This is a genomic window from Idiomarina loihiensis (assembly GCF_024584785.1).
In the GTDB taxonomy this organism is placed as follows: Bacteria; Pseudomonadota; Gammaproteobacteria; order Enterobacterales; family Alteromonadaceae; genus Pseudidiomarina; species Pseudidiomarina fusca.
On the sequence record NZ_CP074112.1, the window covers coordinates 625,329 to 643,980 of the forward strand.

Sequence of the window (18,652 nt, forward strand, 5' to 3'; positions counted from 1 at the left end):
GTATGTGTGGAATAGCCGGAATTTTTAATCAGCATGGCCAAGCACCACAGCCGCAAACCTTGGTCAATATGGCCGCCATCATGCACCATCGTGGTCCTGATGGCTTTGGTTACCAAATTTTAAAAGATACGGGCGTAGGTTTTAGCCATGCGCGGTTGTCTATTATCGACCTCAATGAACAGCGTGGGCGCCAGCCATTTGTCTCTACAGACGGTAACTTGCTATTAGCTCATAATGGTGAATTCTATGATTTTAAAAGAATTCGAGCGGAATTAACTGCAGCAGGGGCTCGTTTTCAGAGTAAAAGTGATTCAGAAATTGTACTGCATCTCTACCAAGCCTATGGTTTAGCTGAAACGCTGACGCACTTGCGGGGCGAGTTTGCTTTTAGTTTGTACGATCAAACCGAAGATTGTCTCTATCTTGTGCGCGACCGCTTTGGCATCAAACCCTTGTATTACACCATGACAGAAACGGGTGTAGTGTTTGGATCTGAGTTAAAAGTGCTGTTTGCCCATCCTGAAGTAACTCGAGAGTTTTCCGACGAAGGCCTGTATCACCAGTTAATCCAAGTGATGGTGCCAGGCACTACGGCCTTTCAAGGGGTCTATCAAGTGCCTCCGGGGCATGTGGTAAAAATCAAACGACGCCATGGGCAACTGGATATTTCTTCGCACTGCTATTGGGATGTGAATTTTCCGCTAGAGAGTGATTATCCGGGCGCTGAGGTGAACGAACAAGAATACATTGATGGGGTTCGCAAGCACTTGCTCGAGGCGGTTCAGCATCGTTTAACGGCAGATGTGCCGGTGGGATGCTATTTGTCGGGCGGGATTGATAGCTGTGCTATTTTAGGCTTATCAGCAGCCGCCAGTCAGCATCCGATCAAGGCTTTTACCATTGGGTTTGACGCCGACGCTTACGATGAAACGCCTATTGCCGAAGAAATGGCCGCCGCCACCGGTGCCGAACATCATATTATGCGGCTAAATAGCGATGATTTGTATGACCATTTTGTCGCCACCATCTGGCATACCGAACGAACCATTTATAACACCCTTGGGGTGGCTAAGTACCTTATGAGCCAGCAAGTTAATCAGGTGGGCTATAAGGTGGTGTTAACAGGTGAGGGCTCTGATGAGTTGTTTGCCGGCTATCCTGCGTTTCGTAAGGATATGTTCTTGCACGGGCTCGATCACCTCCCTGAGTCGGAGCGGCAAGCCTGGCAGCAGTTGTTAGAGAAAAATAATCAACTCTTTAAAGGCGCCATGTTAGCGCGTGAAGAATTCATTAGCCCAGCCTTCAACGCTAAAATGGGCTTTACTCCGAGTTGTGTGCAGCCTTGGTTGAGTTGTGGTGAACAAGCTTTGCCATTAATTGCGGCAGCTAGAAGGCAGCATTTAGAAGATTATGATGCTGGTAAAGCTATTGCTGAGACCTTAGATGAAACCATGTTACAAGGTCGTCATCCACTGGATAGAGCACAATATGTGTGGATCAAGACCATGTTAGAAGGGCAAATTTTAACTTGGGGCGGAGACCGAGTTGATATGGCTCACTCGATGGAAGCACGGCCAGCGTTCTTAGACCATCATTTGGCGGAGTATGCATTCAAGGTACCGCCGCACTTGCGTATCAAAGGCAATAAAGAAAAGTATGTGTTGCGTGAAGCAATGAAGGGACTCTTGCCCGAGGTATTGTATAAGCGCGAGAAATTTGCCTTTATGGCGCCGCCGGCGCACACAGATCCAGCTAAATGGCAGGCGGTATTAAAGCTGGCGCAGCACTATTTATCAGCTGAAGCTATTGCGGAAGCGGGGTTACTGGATTATCAACAGGTACAAGAAGTGTTTCAGCGACACGAATCAGAGCAGGTGCCTATCGATGAAAAAGTACAGTTAGATGCCCTTATTAATCATCTGCTCGGGGTGCAGATCATGCATCATCACTTTATAAAAACTGATGTGCCAGCCCTAGCTCAGCAACGGGCAGATGAGCTAGGCTGGCATGCTTAAGCAGTTAGGTTAGCGTACCAGCTGCAGCAATGCTTGAGCTAACTCGGTGTTGTCTAAATAGCCACGGAAGGCATCGGCACCAGGGCCGGTTGCCATCACCGGAACATCAACCGCGGTGTGACCGGTGGTGGTCCAGCCGGTGCGAGTGTGTTCGCTAATGATTTGCACCAATACCTTACCTAGCGGATATTGCCGATCGCGGCCACGCAATGAGTCGTCAATCTGCACTTGCTCTAGCTGCTGCCATTGTTGTTCCGTTACCGGTAAGTTCAGGATTGGGGCTAGATAATCGCGCCATTGCTCACGCGGTAGTTGCAATAATTGTTTGGTCATTTGCTCTAACGAAGCAGTAATGCCCATAACCTGTTCTGAATGCCACGCGTATTCACCGCCTTGGCCTAGGGTTAAACCACCGGTTGAATGGTCGGCAGTAATCACTAATAGGGTATTTGGGTGCTGCGCCAGGTACTCACGAACAACCTCTACTGCGGCAGCAAAATCGGCCATCTCATGCACCGCACAAGCGATATCGTTGGCATGCCCACACCAGTCGATCATGCTGCCTTCTACCATCAAGGCAAACGGCTTGTTGGTTTGCTGGCTTTGCTCGGTGAGTAAGCGTAAGGCTTGGCTGGTCATGTGAGCAAGGCGGCCAGGCTTATCATCGATGGCGAAAGGTAAGGCTTTGTCAGCAAACAAGCCTAATACCGGCAGTTGCTGTTGTTGATCCAGTTCAGAGGCATCGGTAAGGATACTCAAACCTTGCTGCTGCAACTGCGGCAGCCAGTTTTTATCATCCCGATGAAAATACTGATAGCCGCCACCTAACAACACATCAAAGCTCCAGCCACCGTTGGTGACTTGGCTGGCATAGCTATCGGCAATCTCGTTATATTGATTTCGTGAAGGGTGATGGGTAAAAAAGCTTGCTGGTGTGGCATGGTTGACTTGAACGGTAGCGACAGCACCTGTGCCCCAGCCATGTTCACGAGCTTTTTCCATCAGCGTTTGTTGTGGATTTTTTTGCGCATCAATCCCAATCGCACCATTGTAGCTTTTCACACCTGTAGCAAGGGCAGTTGCGCTGGCAGCTGAGTCGGTTACCCAAGTATCGTCATCAGGATAGGTGGTTGCGGCGCCGGTTAACAGATCATCAAAAGGAGTTGCTGCTAGCTCGCCGGCACCAAGTTCACTCATGGCATAGCGATAGGCTGAAATGTATTCAAACCCCATACCGTCACCAATCATGAAAATAATATTAGGTGCACCGGAGCTTGTAGCCGTTACATTAGCTGCTGCGCTATTGCCGTCAGTTGCTGGCTGGTTAGCACATGCGCTGAGTACCAGGGCGGCGGCAATACTACTGGCAAGGCGACCAAATTTAACCGCGGGGGCCGAAAACTTCATAACAACTCCTAAAAATAAAGCAGGTTTAATAGTAAAGCTTAAAACTTAGCTATGACAGCTTAATGACAAGCTAAGGTTCAGTTACTGGGCGGTGCATTGGCGCTGCGTTCGCTTCCACACTTTGGGTAGCCAATCGTGGCTGTTATCATCGATCACAGCTAACGGATACTGCGCACCAAGATGGTACGTGGTATTGGCAGCCACCTCTAAACTAAAGGTCTGCGTGCGTGGTTGTTGCCTATAACGACGAAAGTCTTTGCTGGCAATTAATTCCATCAGCTCGATTTGATAGGTGCCAGGACTTAATTGCACCACTGCCGTTTGTGCATCAATGCTACGGTTATTAATACGAGTAATTAGCACAGCATACAAGTCGTGTGCGGCTGGTGGTTGTTGAAATACGCTAATGCGTCCACACACCTTGCTTTGGTTAGTGGTAAGGTTGAGCTCATTAAACTGATGATCAACAATCAACCGCCAGCCGGGTATCAAGGTAGCTTGGGCTGGACCCGAGAGGGTGATACTTTGTTGTTGGCGCAGCACTTGTAGGGTGACCTGCTGCTGATGCTCCAAACTTTCGAGATAACCTAACACTGCGTCTAAACCAACCTCCGTCAACACTAAATCATCGACCTGTTGTACGACATCGCCTTGTTGCAATCCTAATTGAGCGGCCATGCTGTTGCTACGCACCACCAAAACGCTACCGTTGGTGCGCAACACCGCACCCCAATCAATATAGCTACGCGGCGGCTCCTGCAATAATACGGCTGGCTGTGAACCATAGAGTTTACTAGCGGCAATAGCGGTATCACGTGCCTGCTGGCGGATCTGTTCTTCGCTTTGCTGGGCCGGTGCCGCGGTCACAGCTGCAGCGCTAAAGTAAACTGGAAATAGCAAAGTAAGGGTAACAACAACCCAGCGATAATAAGCAGTCATCTTACCAAGCGTCCCTAGTCAACATGCTGTTGCGAGCAGCTAAAAGTTGCTCAATGGTGGCGCTGTCGGCCTCTGCCAACACCGCTTGTTGAATTTGCCGATCCATGGTTTCTAGTTGATAGTCGGCAGCCAGCAGCATCGGTTGTTGTGAGCTTGCTGGAGCGGTCGCGGGGATCATTTGTTGATGGTAGGGTCCGGCTAACCAAAACCAGGCCAGTGTGGCCGCAGTCGGCAACAATAACCAGGGCCAGCGAGCTAAGGTAAGTTGGCGCCGGCGTGGCTTAGGCCAAGTCAGGTGCAAATCAGCGGTTTGCTGGGCCGACCATTGGCGTAGTTGTTGCTTCAGCTGTTGCTCTTCACGAGACGTCATTGGGGCCTCCTGTGGGTGCATCGAATTGCTGTGCTTGGCGCAATTTTTCTAGGGCGCGTTGATACCTTTTTCGCACGGTAGCAGCATTGGTATCAAACATGGCAGCTAACTCATTATGATTATAGTCTTCTACTAAGTATAACCATACTAAGCTGCGTTCGGCAGCAGTTAATACTGGCAGAATGTTTTCTAACTCACCAAAACTGTGCCAGTCGGTGGTTTGGCTGGGGTCTGCGTTAGTATCAAGCAGTTGCTGATAGTCGCTGTCGAGGTCTAGATCAAGATGCTGCTTTCTAAGTTGTGCGAGGGCATAATTTATTGCAGACTTTTTCAACCAGCCGCCAAAAGCTTGTGGCTCACGTAGTTGGGGTAGCTTTGCAAAGGCTTGCAGAAAGACTTCTTGCGCCCAATCTTTGGCTTGCTCACGGTCATGACACAAGCCAAACAGGGTTTGCAGTACGGGCCGTTGAAATTGCTCAAATAACTGCCGCTGGGCGGTGTTTTGGCCACGCTGAGCAGCTTGCACCAGCGTGACACTAACCGGTTGACCAAACCCTGTTGCGCTCATGGTTGTTACTTAAAATTGAATATCAGCATACACAGGGTCATGGTCAGAAGCTCGATACGCGGATGGCGCATACCAATGGGCTTGGGTATCAGCGTAACTGTACTGTAGTGCAGTTGGCTCATCAGCGTTGATCGACCAGATACCTTGCATAACTACCCGCGGGTTCAATGCTGCTGATACCAGCAAATGATCAAGACTGCCTGCTTGAGCGTCATACACATAGCTGTATGCTGCTGCGTCAAAGCTATCCAAACGATTGTAGTAACCTTTGCCAAGCAGGGTAGTGATAGGGTCTTCTTTGGCGTACGCGTTAAAATCACCAAGCAGCACTCGTAAGCTATGCCGGCTCAGCTCGGGGTGCTGGTCTAACGTATCAGCTAAGAGTTCAGCCGATTGGGTGCGCGTGGCATTCCAGCAGGCTTGGCCATCGTCTTGATTCGCATCCGGGTGGCTACTATCTTTCGGGCAACTGCCCTTAGATTTAAAGTGGTTAACGGCAACTACTAGATTTTCGACCGTATTAAGTGGTGCAAAACGTTGAATCAGTGGTAACCGGCTACGGCTATCAAACGGAGCCTGATTGATGCTGACAACGGCTCCTTGAGGCTCTACTTTGTCGCTGCGGTAAAGCAAGCCATTGGTGATAGTATCGCTACCAAAACGCTCGTCACCTGCCTGAATAAAACGCCAAGGCTGACCTGTTTTAACTGCTAGCGCCTGGGTTAACTCAACAATAGCGCTGTGCTCAGTGTAGCCATCATTCTCAATTTCCATCAAACCTATGATGTCAGCATTCATCGCTGCCAAGGCGGTCACAATTTTATCGTGTTGGCGTTTAAATTGCGCGGCAGTTTTAGCACCACGTTGAGTAGGGAAAGTTTTCGCGTCGCCTTCGCCGTTAAAATAATTAAGGACGTTAAAAGCCGCCACTCGAATCGTGTTTTGGGCCGGTTGTGGCAGTGCCGCTGGGCGCGGATTACTAGCCTCAAACGTTAACTGAGTGGTTGGTTGCAAGCGGTACTGACGCTGATATTGGCTCATAATACCTACGGCGCCCTGCAGGGTATCGCCACTGCGCAAGGTGTTATCCGCACTTAACTCAGGCGCAGGGTAAGGCACTTGAGCAGGGTTTGGCGCCCGATTGTCATCAATTAGTAATTTCGCCAGTTGGTTTTGCTGTGCAAGTTGCTGGGCATCGGCTCCAGGAGCAACCACTTGGGTTGGGGTATAGAGGCGTTCATGGGCAACTTCAAATTGGCCATGGCGCGCTAACTGATAGTGTCCGTTAACTACTAAATCTTGGGCAAAGGCAACTAACATGCCCTCGTATTGCTCAAAACTATTCGCCTCAGCCTGAGGCAGCTGCAGAGCGATCGGTTCAGGTAACGTTTGTGGCGTACTACAGATGCTGACGTTGCTAACTTGCTGCAGTTGCGTTAATTGTTGCGCTTCAGCAACCACCCCGGTCACATAAACGAAACTACCTGCTGCAGCCGTTGCCGGTAACTCTTCAGTGGCAATAAAAAGTCCTTCAGCAGTAGCTGGGTCTTGATCTTGGTCGGCACTGGTACTTTGGATAAAAAAACCGCCCAGTTGCTCTGTTGCAGTCCAATCAGCGGTAATAATGCCCCGCGTGGTAACCATTTGACCAACCAGCGTAGATCTGTCGCTGGCCCCCTGAATGGTCGCAATGGCGGTGGTGTCAGCAAGACAGGCAGGATTGGTTTCAGTATTAGCACAACTCGCCAGCATCAAGGCTAGTGGCGCAAGTGCAACCGCACGGATTAACTTCTTGGTTGGAATGTTAGCGCGAATTGAATTTTTGTTGTTCATAGCTTCCTACTTCAAGTATCTCGGCTGCATCTAGTTTTTCTGCATCCATCATGGTGGCAATTCGTTGCATCGCTGCCACCAATTGGGATTGTTCCCAATCAGCGAGCGCTTGAAACTTACCGATAAAGTTTTCTTGCAAAGGTCGCGGGGCATCAGCTAAACGGGCCTGACCTGCCGCTGTTAATGTTAATACCACGCGACGTTTATCTAACGTACTGCGTTCGCGGTGAATCAACTGCCGGTGTTCAAGACGGTCAATTACGTTACTTACGGTGGCTGGGCTTAAGGTAATATTCTGTGCAACTGAGCTGGCAGTTATCCCGGCGGGGCAGGCTGCTATCTCACGTAAAATCAGCAGTTGTGGAGCGGTCAGCCCGGTTGTTTTATTCAACTGCTTTGAATACAAATCAGTCGCGCGAATCACCTTGCGCAAAGCTAATAATAATTCTTCGTATTTTTCCATAGATATCTCTCCCTGACTAGCGTCTAGCGGAGCGATCGGTCCGTCTAATTTGTACCACTAAGCCTAATTTAGGATGATCAAAGTAATGGGTTTCGTGACTAATCACTCGGCGTAACTGTTCTAAGCGGTAACTTCGTAAGAACCAATCACTAGTACTTTCAGTTGCTGTTAGCTGTTGCAGTGCCTGCTCAACTTGCGCACTCAATTGACGTTGATTGAAGCGCACTGCTTGCGGTTCGCGCAGCTCTAACTGGCTGTCGATATGCAAATAGTTGCCTACCAAATAAATATGAAGCAAGCCATCAAGTTCCCACACCGCCTCAGTGCGTTGGTTATCTGGCCGGGGCTGGCGCAATGGTGGTGGATTCGGCGTACCCGTATCGCTGTAATTTAATTGTAATTGTTGCTGGTTGGCTTGTTCTAGTAACCAGTTAAGTTCGGTGAATAATTGCTCGCTCGCCGGCGCAGTTGCTTCGCTGCCAGTCAGCGCAGCTTCAGGTTGCGATGGTAGGTCAGTAGCACTGACTATCGGTGGTAGTTGATAGCCCGAAGGTGCATACTCATGTCCGTAATTTTTGCCACCAAACAGGCGTAGGCTGTAATTCTGATTACGAGTAAAGACCGGGGTGCGGTAGGTAACATGGAGTAAAGGTGTTCCCACCCGCCGACGTTCTAGTTGCTCACGCATCTCAGTTAACTGGTGTTGGCCTGCATCGAGCAAAAAGGGTCGCGTTGCCGTATTGATATCGCCGTTATAACCGCTGACCACCTTGGTTGGTGCTTGCGCTAAGCTCCGGAGCATCAGCTCGGGCTGATACCAGGGCCGGCGCTGCTCTAAATCTAATTCAGCTTGCTGCGCACACCAGAGGCTTGGAGTGCGAATCGCAGGGCTTTCAGCTTCAGTTTCAGCTTCAGGGCAAACGGGTAAATCGAACAAGAGCGCCCAAAAATTAGGTGCGTAGTAGCTGCTCAACAAGTCATGCTTGGGGCGCAATTGGCGTGGTGCTAGCCACGGGAAGTTTTCACTGGTATCAGCATCGAGGTGTTTAAAAACTAAAACTTCGACTTCAAACCAGCGCCAGCTTTCGGGGTCACTTAGTTTACTTTGGGCAACCGCAGTGGGAGCCAACATGCTACTGGTGATAATTACCGCTAACGGCACCAACCATACTGCTAGTGAGCCTAAGGGTTTTGCTAGGGGACGAAGTGAATGGCTGTTACTTAGCCTAGTTAAAAGCCTCATTCTGTGCCTCGTAATAATTGCTCCAACAGAGACTCTACCAGTTTCAACCGTGCTTGAGTATCTTCAGTTTTCATAAGAATGCGTAAACGATTAGGACCGTCTAGTTTATAGACATTCGGTTGGCTTTGGATAAGCTCAATCAGTTGTGCTGGTTGTACCTTGTTATCTGGACCAAACTCTAAACTAATTCCCTGTTGACTGCCTTCTATTCTGCGCAGTCCCAGCAACGCAGCTTGGTGACGAATAGCGGTTACTCGTACTAAGTTTTTAACGGGTTCTGGCAGCAGACCAAAGCGGTCAATTAACTCAACTTGAATCTCATCTAACTCGCGTGGGCCGTTGGCGCTGGCAATACGCTTGTACAGGCTTAATCGAATATTCACATCGCCGATATAATCTTCCGGCAGCAACGCAGGAACACGTAACTCAACCTCTGCTTGGGCTTTTAACAATTGCTCAAGTGCTGGTTCTTTACCATCACGCATGGCTTGCACGGCCTGCTCGAGCATCTCCATGTATAAGGTAAAGCCGATGCTTTCAATTTGGCCACTTTGCTCGTCACCTAATAGTTCACCAGCGCCACGAATTTCCAAATCATGAGTAGCTAGCATAAAGCCAGCACCAAGATCTTCAAGCTGCGAAATAGCCTCTAAGCGTTTCAAGGCATCTTTGGTCATGCGTTTTGGATGCGGCGTTAACAAATAGGCATAAGCTTGATGATGGGAGCGCCCGACGCGGCCACGTAACTGGTGCATCTGCGCCAAGCCCAAATGATCAGCGCGGTCCATAATGATGGTATTGGCCGTAGGCACATCAATGCCTGTTTCAACAATGGTGGTACAAACCAAGACATTGAAACGCTGATGATAAAAATCAGACATGATACGTTCAAGTTCACGTTCTCGCATCTGTCCATGCGCCACAGTGATGCGTGCTTCGGGCACTAATTCTGCCAATTCGCGCGCAGTTTTTTCAATGGTTTCAACATTATTGTGGAGGAAATACACTTGTCCTCCGCGCAAAATTTCGCGTAACACAGCTTCGCGAATAGTGGGTTCATCATATTCGCGCACGAAGGTCTTAACAGCCAAACGTTTGGCGGGTGGGGTCGCAATAATGGATAAATCTCGCACCCCATGCATGGCCATATTTAAAGTTCTTGGGATGGGCGTTGCGGTTAAGGTCAGAATATCAACATCAGCGCGTAAACGCTTAATCGCTTCTTTTTGGCGAACGCCGAAGCGATGTTCTTCATCGACAATCAGCAAACCAAGATCGTGAAAGGCCACATCGGCGCTCAGTAATTTGTGGGTGCCAATCACCAAATCAATCTTACCAGCGGCGAGGTCTGCTAGGATTTGTTTGGTTTGTTTGCTGGTTTTAAAACGTGACAGTACTTCTACGCGGATGGGCCAATCGGCAAAGCGGTCTTTAAAGTTCTCAAAATGTTGTTGTGCCAATAGGGTCGTAGGCACTAATACTGCCACTTGTTTGCCATCGTTTACCGCAACAAAAGCAGCGCGCATGGCTACTTCTGTTTTACCGAAACCTACATCGCCACACACCAGCCTATCCATAGCTCGGTTACTTTGCATGTCATCGAGCACGCCAGCGATGGCTTGTTGTTGATCGTCCGTTTCTTCAAATGGAAAGCTCGCCGCAAACCGGCGATAATCGTCTTGGTTAAGCTGAAAAGCATAGCCTGGCTTGGCTTCGCGTTTAGCATAAACATCCAGTAACTCAGCGGCCACATCACGAATTTTTTCTGCCGCTTTGCGTTTGGCTTTTTCCCACTGGTCGTTGCCTAATTTGTGCAGTGGAGCTGACGCTTCTTCACCGCCGCTGTACCGGCTCAGAACATGGAGTGAGGCTACCGGAACATATAAAATGCTTTGTTGGGCATACTCAATAGTCACAAACTCGGTTGTGATACCACCAGCCTCGAGGGTTTTCAGCCCCTGATAACGACCTACACCATGATCAATGTGCACCACCGGTTGGCCGATACGTAACTCAGCTAAGTTACGCACCATATTTTCGGCGTTGATGCCAGTTTGTGACTCTTTGCGGCGACGCTGGCTAATGCGGTGCCCTAGCAACTCAGTTTCAGTAATAATGGCAAGTTGTTGGGCTGGGAGGAGAAACGAGTGCACGACCGGAGCAATGCTAATGGCTGTACGCGCGCTGCCATCGACAAATTGTTGCAGATCATCTACTTCGGCGAGCGCCAACTTAAGTGGTGCCAATAGTTCTCGTAAGCTTTCACGGCGACCTGCAGATTCAACTAAAAATAGCACGCGGTACTGTTGCTGTTGTAGCTGGGTGAGCTTGTTGCGTAAGTTTTGCAGCGGATCTTTGAGCTGGTGATTAACTGCGATATCGGCAAGGGCTTCGGTAGCAAAGTGCTGTGGCCCCGGCTGAGCTTTATCGCTGGGTACCATGGCACGCACCCGCGGCAATTGCTTAAAGCCGGCATGTAGTTGATCGACCGTCATGAACACCTGATGCGGAGCCAACAGTGGACGCAAAGGATCATAGCGGCGTTGTTCATAACGTTGCTGAATGTCATGCCAGAGGCTGTCTAAACTGCCTTGGATATCACCAAAAGTGACCAGCAGGGCATTGTCCGGTAGATAATCAAATAAGGTCGCCATCTGCTCAAAAAACAGCGGTTGGTAATACTCGATACCGCCCGGGAATTGTTTATTAGAGACCTGGTAATACACTGAATCGCGCTCATTTGAGGCATTAAACAAGTCGCGGTAGCGAGCCCGAAACCCCTCAATTGCGGTCTCGTTAGTAGGAAACTCGTGAGCCGGCAGTAAATTGATTGCGTCTATTTCGGTTGCCGACAGTTGGGTATCTGGATCAAACAGTCGAATAGAGTCTAATTCGTCGTCAAAAAAATCAAGCCGGTAGGGCTCATCACAGCCCATCGGGAATAAATCAAGGAGCGAGCCGCGCACGCAAAACTCACCATGCTCCATGACTTGCGCCACGTGGCGGTACCCAGCCCGCTCTAGGCGTTGTCGTAGCTGGTGAATATCTAGCTGCTGCCCTTTGCTCAACTGCAATGTTTGACCGCTGACAAAATCTTTCGGTGCCACCCGGTGCAGCAAGGTATTGAGTGATACAATCAAAGCTCCGCGTTTGAGATCTGGCAATTGCGCGAGCACTTTGAGACGCTCAGAAATAATATCTTGGTGCGGTGAAAAGCTATCGTAAGGTAAGGTTTCCCAATCAGGAAACACCCACAAGTGATCACGCCAAGTTGGCGTAAAGTAGGCTATTTCTTGCTCGAGACGGTGCGCTTGTGGCGCATCAGGCGTCACTATCAAGACTGGACCGGGATGATTTTCAATGGTTTGGCCTAGGGCCATAGCAACGCTACTGCCATGTAACTCTTGCCAGGTAAGATCAATACTTGCTGAAGTTGGAGTAGGAGGGCTGAAAATTGATACCTGAGTCATGAATAAAATACGTCCGGATAGCCAACAATATAGGTTGTGATGAAGTATACCTGAACTTGCCGCTTGGATCAGTGGCGAGTTTTCTTTATGCTTGCAGCGCGTTAATTTTTAGGAACATGCATGGGCCAGTCAGCAGCAATATACCTTGGGCTTCGTTATAGTCGTGCCAAGCACGGCAGTAAGTTCACTCGTTTTATTAATCGGTTTGCGTTTGCCGGGATTGTCGTGGGCGTCGCGGCACTCATCGTGGTGAGCTCGGTCATGAATGGTTTTGAACAGCAACTGAAACAACGTATTTTAGGTGTGGTGCCGCAACTCACAGTGAGCAGTGCTAATACTGCCGGCATCAGCGCAACCGACACTTTTATTCGGCAATTGCCAGCATTACCGGGCGAGCGCGCGAAAGTGCCCCAGGTAAGTAGTGCCGGGGTGGTGCAAAGTGGCGGTCAGCTGCGTCCGGTACTTATTCAAGGGTTATTTCCTGAGGTGGCTGGCGCCGCCGTGCAATGGCAACCGCTGCAACAGCACCTACAGTTTGGCGAGATAGAACGCCTGCAAGCAGGCGGTTATGGCGTTCTGATTGGTCAAGCCTTAGCGCAACAATTGGATGTCTGGCCCGGTGATAGTATCCGCGTGATTGCAGCCGCCGGCGGGGTTTACACACCCCTAGGCTTAATGCCAGCGCAACGGCAATTTACCATTGTTGGCATTGTAGCCATGCAATCAGAAGCCGATGGTCAGCTACTGGTGATGCACGGTAGCGATGCCGCACGGCTACTGCGTTTACCTGATTCACAGGTATCTAATGTGCGTTATTATTTCACCGATCCGTTTCAGGCGATTAGCGCTGCCGAATACTTGCAGCAGCAGTTGGGGCCGGACTTTAATGTGCGAAGCTGGCGCTCTCAATACGGTGAACTGTTTGATGCCGTAAACATGGAAAAACGCATGGTCGGCTTGATGCTTGGGCTGATTATCGCCGTCGCTGCGTTTAATATTGTGTCAGCGCTGATGATGCTCATTCAAGATAAGCAGACCGATATCGCTATTCTGCAAACCATGGGCATGCGCAAAAGTGGTATCTATCAGATGTTCCTCATGCAGGGCCTTACCAATGGCGTGATTGGCAGCCTGCTGGGGCTTACAGCGGGGGTATTGCTGGCTGGTAATTTAAACCAAGTGTTGAGTTTATTACAGGTAGATTTGAGTTTTACCGGGCAAGCCGGCTTACCTGTGCTAATGCAACCGGAGCAAATTGTCACGATAGTGCTGGCAGCGTTGTTATTGACCTTGTTAGCAACGTTATATCCAGCTTGGCGCGCTAGCCAAACTCAACCAGCACGGGCGTTAACCTATGAATAACCAAGCAGATACCGCAGCTGCGGCGCTTAGAGAGGAAGTACAGATGTTAATGGAATGCCGTCAAGTAAGTCGCCATTATCAAGATGGAGACCGGCAATTACAGGTGTTGCAAGAGGTAGACTTAAAGATAGCTGCCGGTGATATGCTGGCCATTGTGGGTAGCTCAGGGTCTGGTAAATCTACCTTATTGCATTGTATGGGCGGCCTCGATCAAGTGAGTTCGGGCGAGATCCTCTATAAAAACCAAACCATTCAGCAGTGGTCGAGTGCGCAACTAGCCGATTGGCGCAATCAGCAATTGGGCTTTATTTACCAATTTCATCATTTGTTGCCAGAGTTTAATGCCCAAGAAAATGTGGCGATGCCACTGTTTATTGCTGGGGTGAAACGCGCAGAGGCACTCAAACAGGCTGCAGAATTGCTCGAACGAGTAGGGCTGCAGGCCCGTGCACGCCATCGTCCTAGCGAGCTATCGGGCGGTGAACGCCAGCGGGTGGCCATCGCACGGGCGTTGGTGAATCGACCCCAATTAGTCCTCGCTGATGAGCCCACAGGTAATTTGGATGATGCTACTGCAGCGAGTGTTTTTGCTTTGCTGCAACAGCTTAATCAAGAGCTAGCAACGGCTTTTGTGTTGGTTACACATGATCAAAGTTTGGCGGCACAACTGCCGCGCACTCTCCATTTGCAGCATGGTAAATTGGTCACGGCTAGCGCTTATGCTGCAGCGCAGCGAGAGACAAACTGATGCGAGCTTGGCAGTTATCTTGGTTATTGGCGCGACGTTTTCGTGGTAAGCGTGAGCGCAGTGGCTTCGTTAGTTTTATCTCGGCGTCTTCGACGTTAGGGATAGCCCTTGGCTGTATGGTGTTTATCACTGGTCTAAGCGTGATGAACGGCTTTGAAGAGGTGTTACAGAAGCGTTTTTTGAGCTTGGTACCGCAAGTTGAATTTAGTGCGGTTAAGGGACAGCTTAAAGACCCTCAAGGGATTATTGAGTTGGCGCTAGCTCACCCTCAGGTAGCAAGTGCGCGAGCCGTTATTCGTAGCCAAGCATTGATCCAGCAAGGCACCGAATTTGTCGGCGTGCAACTAGAAGGTATCGCTACGGAACAGCCCCATGCCATTGCGGATTACATGCCAGCTGCAACCTGGCAACAATTACAACAACAACCTCGTGGCGTCGTATTAGGTAGTCAACTAGCAGCTCGTTTAGACGTCCAAACAGGAGATAAATTAGCCTTGATGGTGGCTCAACAGGGCAGTTTCAAACAGCCTAAACGCCAAGCTTTAACCGTGGTGGGTACTTTTACCTTCGGTGGCCAAGTGGATCATCAATACGCCTATGTTGATTTAACTACTGCGCAAGCCCTGATGGGCTTCAGTGAGGGTGCGCAAGCGGTTGAATTAGCAGTGACGGATATTTTTGCGGTGCAGCAAATCGCCACGCAGTTAGGCTATCAGATTGATGATTATGTGTATCTTGACCACTGGATGCGCTCGCAAGGGCATTTGTATCGCGATATTCAATTGGTGCGCTTGGTGATGTATTTGGTGTTGGTGTTAGTGTTAGCGGTGGCCTGCTTTAATATCGTCTCAACTCTGGTGATGACGGTGCAAGAAAAACAGCGCCACATAGGTATTTTAAGGACCATGGGATTGCGCCGCGTACGCATCATGCAGGTATTCATTTGGCAAGGCCTACAAAATGGGGTGTTGGGGATTAGTCTGGGCGTGCTGGCAGGAATTGTTCTGACGAGTTCGTTGCCCTACGTGCTGCAGTGGTTTCAGCAGCTAACGGGGGATACCTTGCTGGCAAGTGACGTTTATTTTGTCACTAGTATTCCCGTGCAACTGCAAGGGTTAGATATTGTCCTCGTGGCCTTGGTTGCTTTGCTGATGAGTGGTTTAGCAACGCTTTATCCGGCTTGGCAAGCATCGCGCACAGACATCGTTAAAGCTATTAGCGCAACTTAGTCTTCGCGCTAAGGCAAACAAGTTAATCAGGATCGTTGGAATGATTCCGTTTGTCTTGTTTGTGCGTGCGCTCATGGGGACGCTGTGCGTGCGGTAAATGCTCAATTGCCCGCTCTTTGGCTGCCGCTAACATGCGTGCAGCTCTGGCGCGCCAAGCATTTACCACAGACTGTCGCCAGAGCAAACTGATACTGATATAACCGATAATACTGACCAACACAGCCACAATAAAGCAGCCCAACAAAAAGGCCGGACCAATTGTTCCTATGCTTTGCGCCAGCCAACCCCAGGATAATTCAAACGCAAACGGCTGATTGCCTTGATCCAAAACCCAAGCCCCAAGCAAGTAGCAAAAGTAAAACAGCACCGGCATGGTGATTGGATTCGACACCCACACCAAAGCTACTGAAAGTGGTAAATTAACTCGCAATGGAATGGCCGCAGCAGCAGCTAGCAGCATTTGAAACGGCACCGGGATAAAGGCAAAGAATAAGCCCACTGCAAAAGCCCCGGCGGCGGAGCGTCGGTTTAAGTGCCAGAGGTTGGCATCATGCAGCAGACTTCCAAATATCTTCAAGCTACGACTATTACGAATAGACTCATGGCTTGGCATGATGCGTTGAATAAATTTCTTCGGCATTTTTTCTCGTTCAGACCTGTTGGGTCACCAACTAAGGTACAACATCCATGGATAGGTGGTTGTGCGCCGGGCTGTTTGGGTTTGCGTTAAGCTTTACTCTAGGCAAACCGATAGCATTCTGGCAATGGCTATTAGCCTCAACTTTAGTCGTAGTGGCTACATTCTATTGGCCTGCACAGCGCCGGCATAGCATCTTGTTAGGGTGTCTATTGTGCGGTATTGGGTGGGGCTCTGGCAATGCCTATTTCAGTCAAAACTGGCAAATACCCCCAAAGTGGCAGGGGCAACATGTAACCATAAACTTAGTGATTGAAGAGCTCCCACAACATGCTGAGGATTATTGGCGTTTGGCTGGAACGCTGACCGCGATTGATGGTGAAGCAGTACCATCAGCATGGCTACAACCGAGTGTAAAAGTGCGTTTGAATTGGTATGAACCTACTGCAGAGCGTCTGCCTCAAGCTGGAGAAACTTGGCAATTGCAAGTCAAGCTGAGGGCCCCGCAAGGAGTTCGCAATGAAGGTGGTTTTCTTTACCATCGTTATTTACTGAGCCAAGGTATTGTGGCGCTTGGCAGCATCAAGCAAGGCCACTATGTAGCTGGTAGAGCAAATTTACGACAACGCCTCTTTAATCGAATCGCACAGTTAGAGTTAAGCCAAGGGGGCATTTTAGCTGCATTGTTGGTAGGCGAGCGGCAACTTATTCCTACCGAGCAGTGGCATGCTTATCAGCGCACCGGGTTAGCGCACTTGATTGCTATCTCAGGATTACATCTAAGTTTAGTTGCCGGTTTTGTGCTGCTTAGTGCCAAGCAACTGGGGCGGCGGCTGGGGCAGCAGCGCAGTAGGCGTGAACGCTTGAGCTTGGTGCTACCGAGTGCTTGGTTGGCCTTGTTAGTGGCGTTAGGCTATGCCTATTTGGCGGGGTTTGCTACCGCTACTACGCGCGCCTTTGCGATGTTGCTGGTGGTGTTATTGCACAAACAAGCTGGCCTTTACACGCCGCCCTCGCGAGTGCTGCTGCGCGCTGTGGCGCTGGTATGTTTGGTGGAGCCATTAGCACCGTTGCAGCCTGGCTTTTGGTTATCGGTGCTGGCTGTTGCGAGTATTCTATTCATGCAGTGGCGCTGGCTGCCGGCTCAAGGTAAAGGTCGGGCAATCAGAATGCTCTGGCGGTTAGAGTGGGTGTTAACCTTGTTACTATGGCCCCTTACATTAGTATGGTTTGGTGGCTTGCCGCTATTAGCTCCAGTAACAAACTTACTTTTGGTGCCTGTGTTCTCCTTGTGGGTGTTACCGTTAGCTTTACTGGCTCTGTTGGCGATGTTGCTACAACTTAGTTGGCTGAGCGAGTTGCTGTTGCGAATTGCGCAGTGGCCGATAGAGCTGGTTGAACCTGTACTCCTGTGGCTAGCACAGCAACCATGGCAATGGTTAGCAGCCGAACATTCCGCACCCCTGGAACTCTTGTTAGTGGGGTTAGTCTGTTGGTTTTTACCGTTAGCTTGGTATTGGCGTTTAACCAGTCTAGCCGCACTGCTATTGGTGTTAGCTATCCAACAGCAGTTGGTGCAGTACCAACTGCATTTGTGGGTGCATGTGTTGGATGTAGAGCAAGGCAGCGCTGTGGTTATCGAACGCCAAGGTTTTGCGCTCTTGGTGGACGTGGGCGCGCGCTGGCCTAGTGGTGGTGATATGGCAGAGCGGGTGCTACTGCCTTTTTTACAGCAGCGTAGATTAACCCCCGAACTGGCTTTTATCAGTCACACGGATAGTGATCATCGCGGCGGCAGCGCTACTGTCAAAGCTCGTTATCCGCAGGTGCGTTGGTTCGGCAGCAATGAAGGCAGTGCTTGTGTGGCTGGCCAACAGGGCGATTGGCGCGGTGTGCATTGGCAAGTACTGCACCCGCGCCAACTGTCGGATAATCAACACAACGATCAGTCCTGCGTGTTGAAAATATCCTACGGCGCATTACAGATGTTACTCCCTGGGGATATCTCCACCCGTGCCGAACGCCAATTGCTAGCCCAGCTAGCACCGGTAGAAGCCGAGGTACTGGTGTTGGCCCATCATGGCAGCAATAGCTCCAGTGAGAGCTACTTTTTGCAGGCGGTTAAACCAAGTATCAGTATCGCCAGTAGAGGCCGAAATAACGCCTATGGGATGGTTAGCCCAGCGGTAAAAGAGCGGTTACAGCAGTTACAGATCCCGTTGCTAGATACGGCCATGGGTGGGCAGATAAGCATCTATGCAGATAGTCAGCAGTGGTATGTACAACAGCCCTATGCCGCAGCTGTCAGGCCATGGTTTGACGCAGACAACTAGCCAGTTACTAGGTAAAACGGTTAGAATGGCGCTAA

General features: G+C 50.0%; 13 protein-coding genes and 1 pseudogene. 5 read left to right on the top strand and 9 right to left on the bottom strand.

Annotated features, from left to right (window positions below; translation table 11 throughout):
- Positions 1-2 precede the first annotated feature (2 nt).
- A complete protein-coding gene (asnB, locus tag KGF88_RS02890) occupies positions 3-2,015 on the top strand; it encodes an asparagine synthase (glutamine-hydrolyzing) (protein ID WP_153826022.1) in 2,013 nt (670 codons plus the stop codon).
- Between the two features lie 9 nt (positions 2,016-2,024).
- Here the strand turns inward: asnB and KGF88_RS02895 are convergent, their stop codons facing one another.
- The 8 genes from KGF88_RS02895 to mfd form a co-directional block, all read right to left on the bottom strand.
- Positions 2,025-3,422, bottom strand: coding sequence for an alkaline phosphatase (locus KGF88_RS02895; protein ID WP_153826023.1), 1,398 nt, complete (start codon positions 3,420-3,422; stop codon positions 2,025-2,027).
- Between the two features lie 81 nt (positions 3,423-3,503).
- On the bottom strand, positions 3,504-4,361 hold the full coding sequence (locus KGF88_RS02900) for a PDZ domain-containing protein (RefSeq protein WP_110075368.1): 858 nt from the start codon (positions 4,359-4,361) through the stop codon (positions 3,504-3,506).
- A gap of 1 nt (position 4,362) precedes the next feature.
- Entirely contained in the window at positions 4,363-4,731 is a 369-nt protein-coding gene (locus KGF88_RS02905) for a hypothetical protein (protein WP_110075367.1), read from the bottom strand.
- The gene (locus KGF88_RS02910; protein WP_153826024.1) at positions 4,718-5,299 is read right to left on the bottom strand and encodes an RNA polymerase sigma factor; all 582 of its coding nucleotides are present in this window, start codon (positions 5,297-5,299) and stop codon (positions 4,718-4,720) included. The genes KGF88_RS02905 and KGF88_RS02910 overlap by 14 nt, the downstream gene beginning before the upstream one ends.
- A gap of 9 nt (positions 5,300-5,308) precedes the next feature.
- Positions 5,309-7,132 carry an ExeM/NucH family extracellular endonuclease gene (locus KGF88_RS02915; RefSeq protein ID WP_153826025.1) on the bottom strand — a complete coding sequence of 608 codons (1,824 nt, stop codon included), beginning with the start codon at positions 7,130-7,132 and terminating at the stop codon, positions 5,309-5,311.
- Positions 7,104-7,595 (bottom strand): MarR family winged helix-turn-helix transcriptional regulator, encoded by a 492-nt coding sequence (locus KGF88_RS02920; RefSeq protein ID WP_110075364.1) that lies wholly within the window; start codon positions 7,593-7,595, stop codon positions 7,104-7,106. The genes KGF88_RS02915 and KGF88_RS02920 overlap by 29 nt, the downstream gene beginning before the upstream one ends.
- Before the next feature lie 16 nt (positions 7,596-7,611).
- A complete protein-coding gene (locus KGF88_RS02925; RefSeq protein WP_153826026.1) occupies positions 7,612-8,838 on the bottom strand; it encodes a CsiV family protein in 1,227 nt (408 codons plus the stop codon).
- A complete protein-coding gene (gene mfd / locus KGF88_RS02930; protein WP_153826027.1) occupies positions 8,835-12,308 on the bottom strand; it encodes a transcription-repair coupling factor in 3,474 nt (1,157 codons plus the stop codon). Before mfd ends, KGF88_RS02925 begins: the two co-directional genes overlap by 4 nt.
- Before the next feature lie 120 nt (positions 12,309-12,428).
- Here mfd and KGF88_RS02935 point away from each other — a divergent pair, with 120 nt between their 5' ends.
- Genes KGF88_RS02935 through KGF88_RS02945 form a run of 3 tightly spaced genes read left to right on the top strand, consistent with a single transcriptional unit; the run spans position 12,429 to position 15,647 of the window.
- A complete protein-coding gene (locus tag KGF88_RS02935; protein ID WP_153826028.1) occupies positions 12,429-13,670 on the top strand; it encodes a lipoprotein-releasing ABC transporter permease subunit in 1,242 nt (413 codons plus the stop codon).
- Positions 13,663-14,418: a lipoprotein-releasing ABC transporter ATP-binding protein LolD gene (gene lolD / locus KGF88_RS02940; RefSeq protein ID WP_228759456.1), complete on the top strand. Its 756-nt coding sequence runs from the start codon at positions 13,663-13,665 to the stop codon at positions 14,416-14,418. Before KGF88_RS02935 ends, lolD begins: the two co-directional genes overlap by 8 nt.
- A complete protein-coding gene (locus KGF88_RS02945; protein ID WP_153826029.1) occupies positions 14,418-15,647 on the top strand; it encodes a lipoprotein-releasing ABC transporter permease subunit in 1,230 nt (409 codons plus the stop codon). The genes lolD and KGF88_RS02945 overlap by 1 nt, the downstream gene beginning before the upstream one ends.
- A gap of 142 nt (positions 15,648-15,789) precedes the next feature.
- Here the strand turns inward: KGF88_RS02945 and KGF88_RS02950 are convergent.
- A pseudogene (locus KGF88_RS02950) lies at positions 15,790-16,287 on the bottom strand (DUF2062 domain-containing protein); the annotation flags it as partial.
- A 47-nt stretch (positions 16,288-16,334) separates the two neighbouring features.
- Here KGF88_RS02950 and KGF88_RS02955 point away from each other — a divergent pair.
- Positions 16,335-18,617, top strand: coding sequence for a DNA internalization-related competence protein ComEC/Rec2 (locus KGF88_RS02955; protein ID WP_153826031.1), 2,283 nt, complete (start codon positions 16,335-16,337; stop codon positions 18,615-18,617).
- The last annotated feature ends 35 nt before the right edge of the window (positions 18,618-18,652 follow it).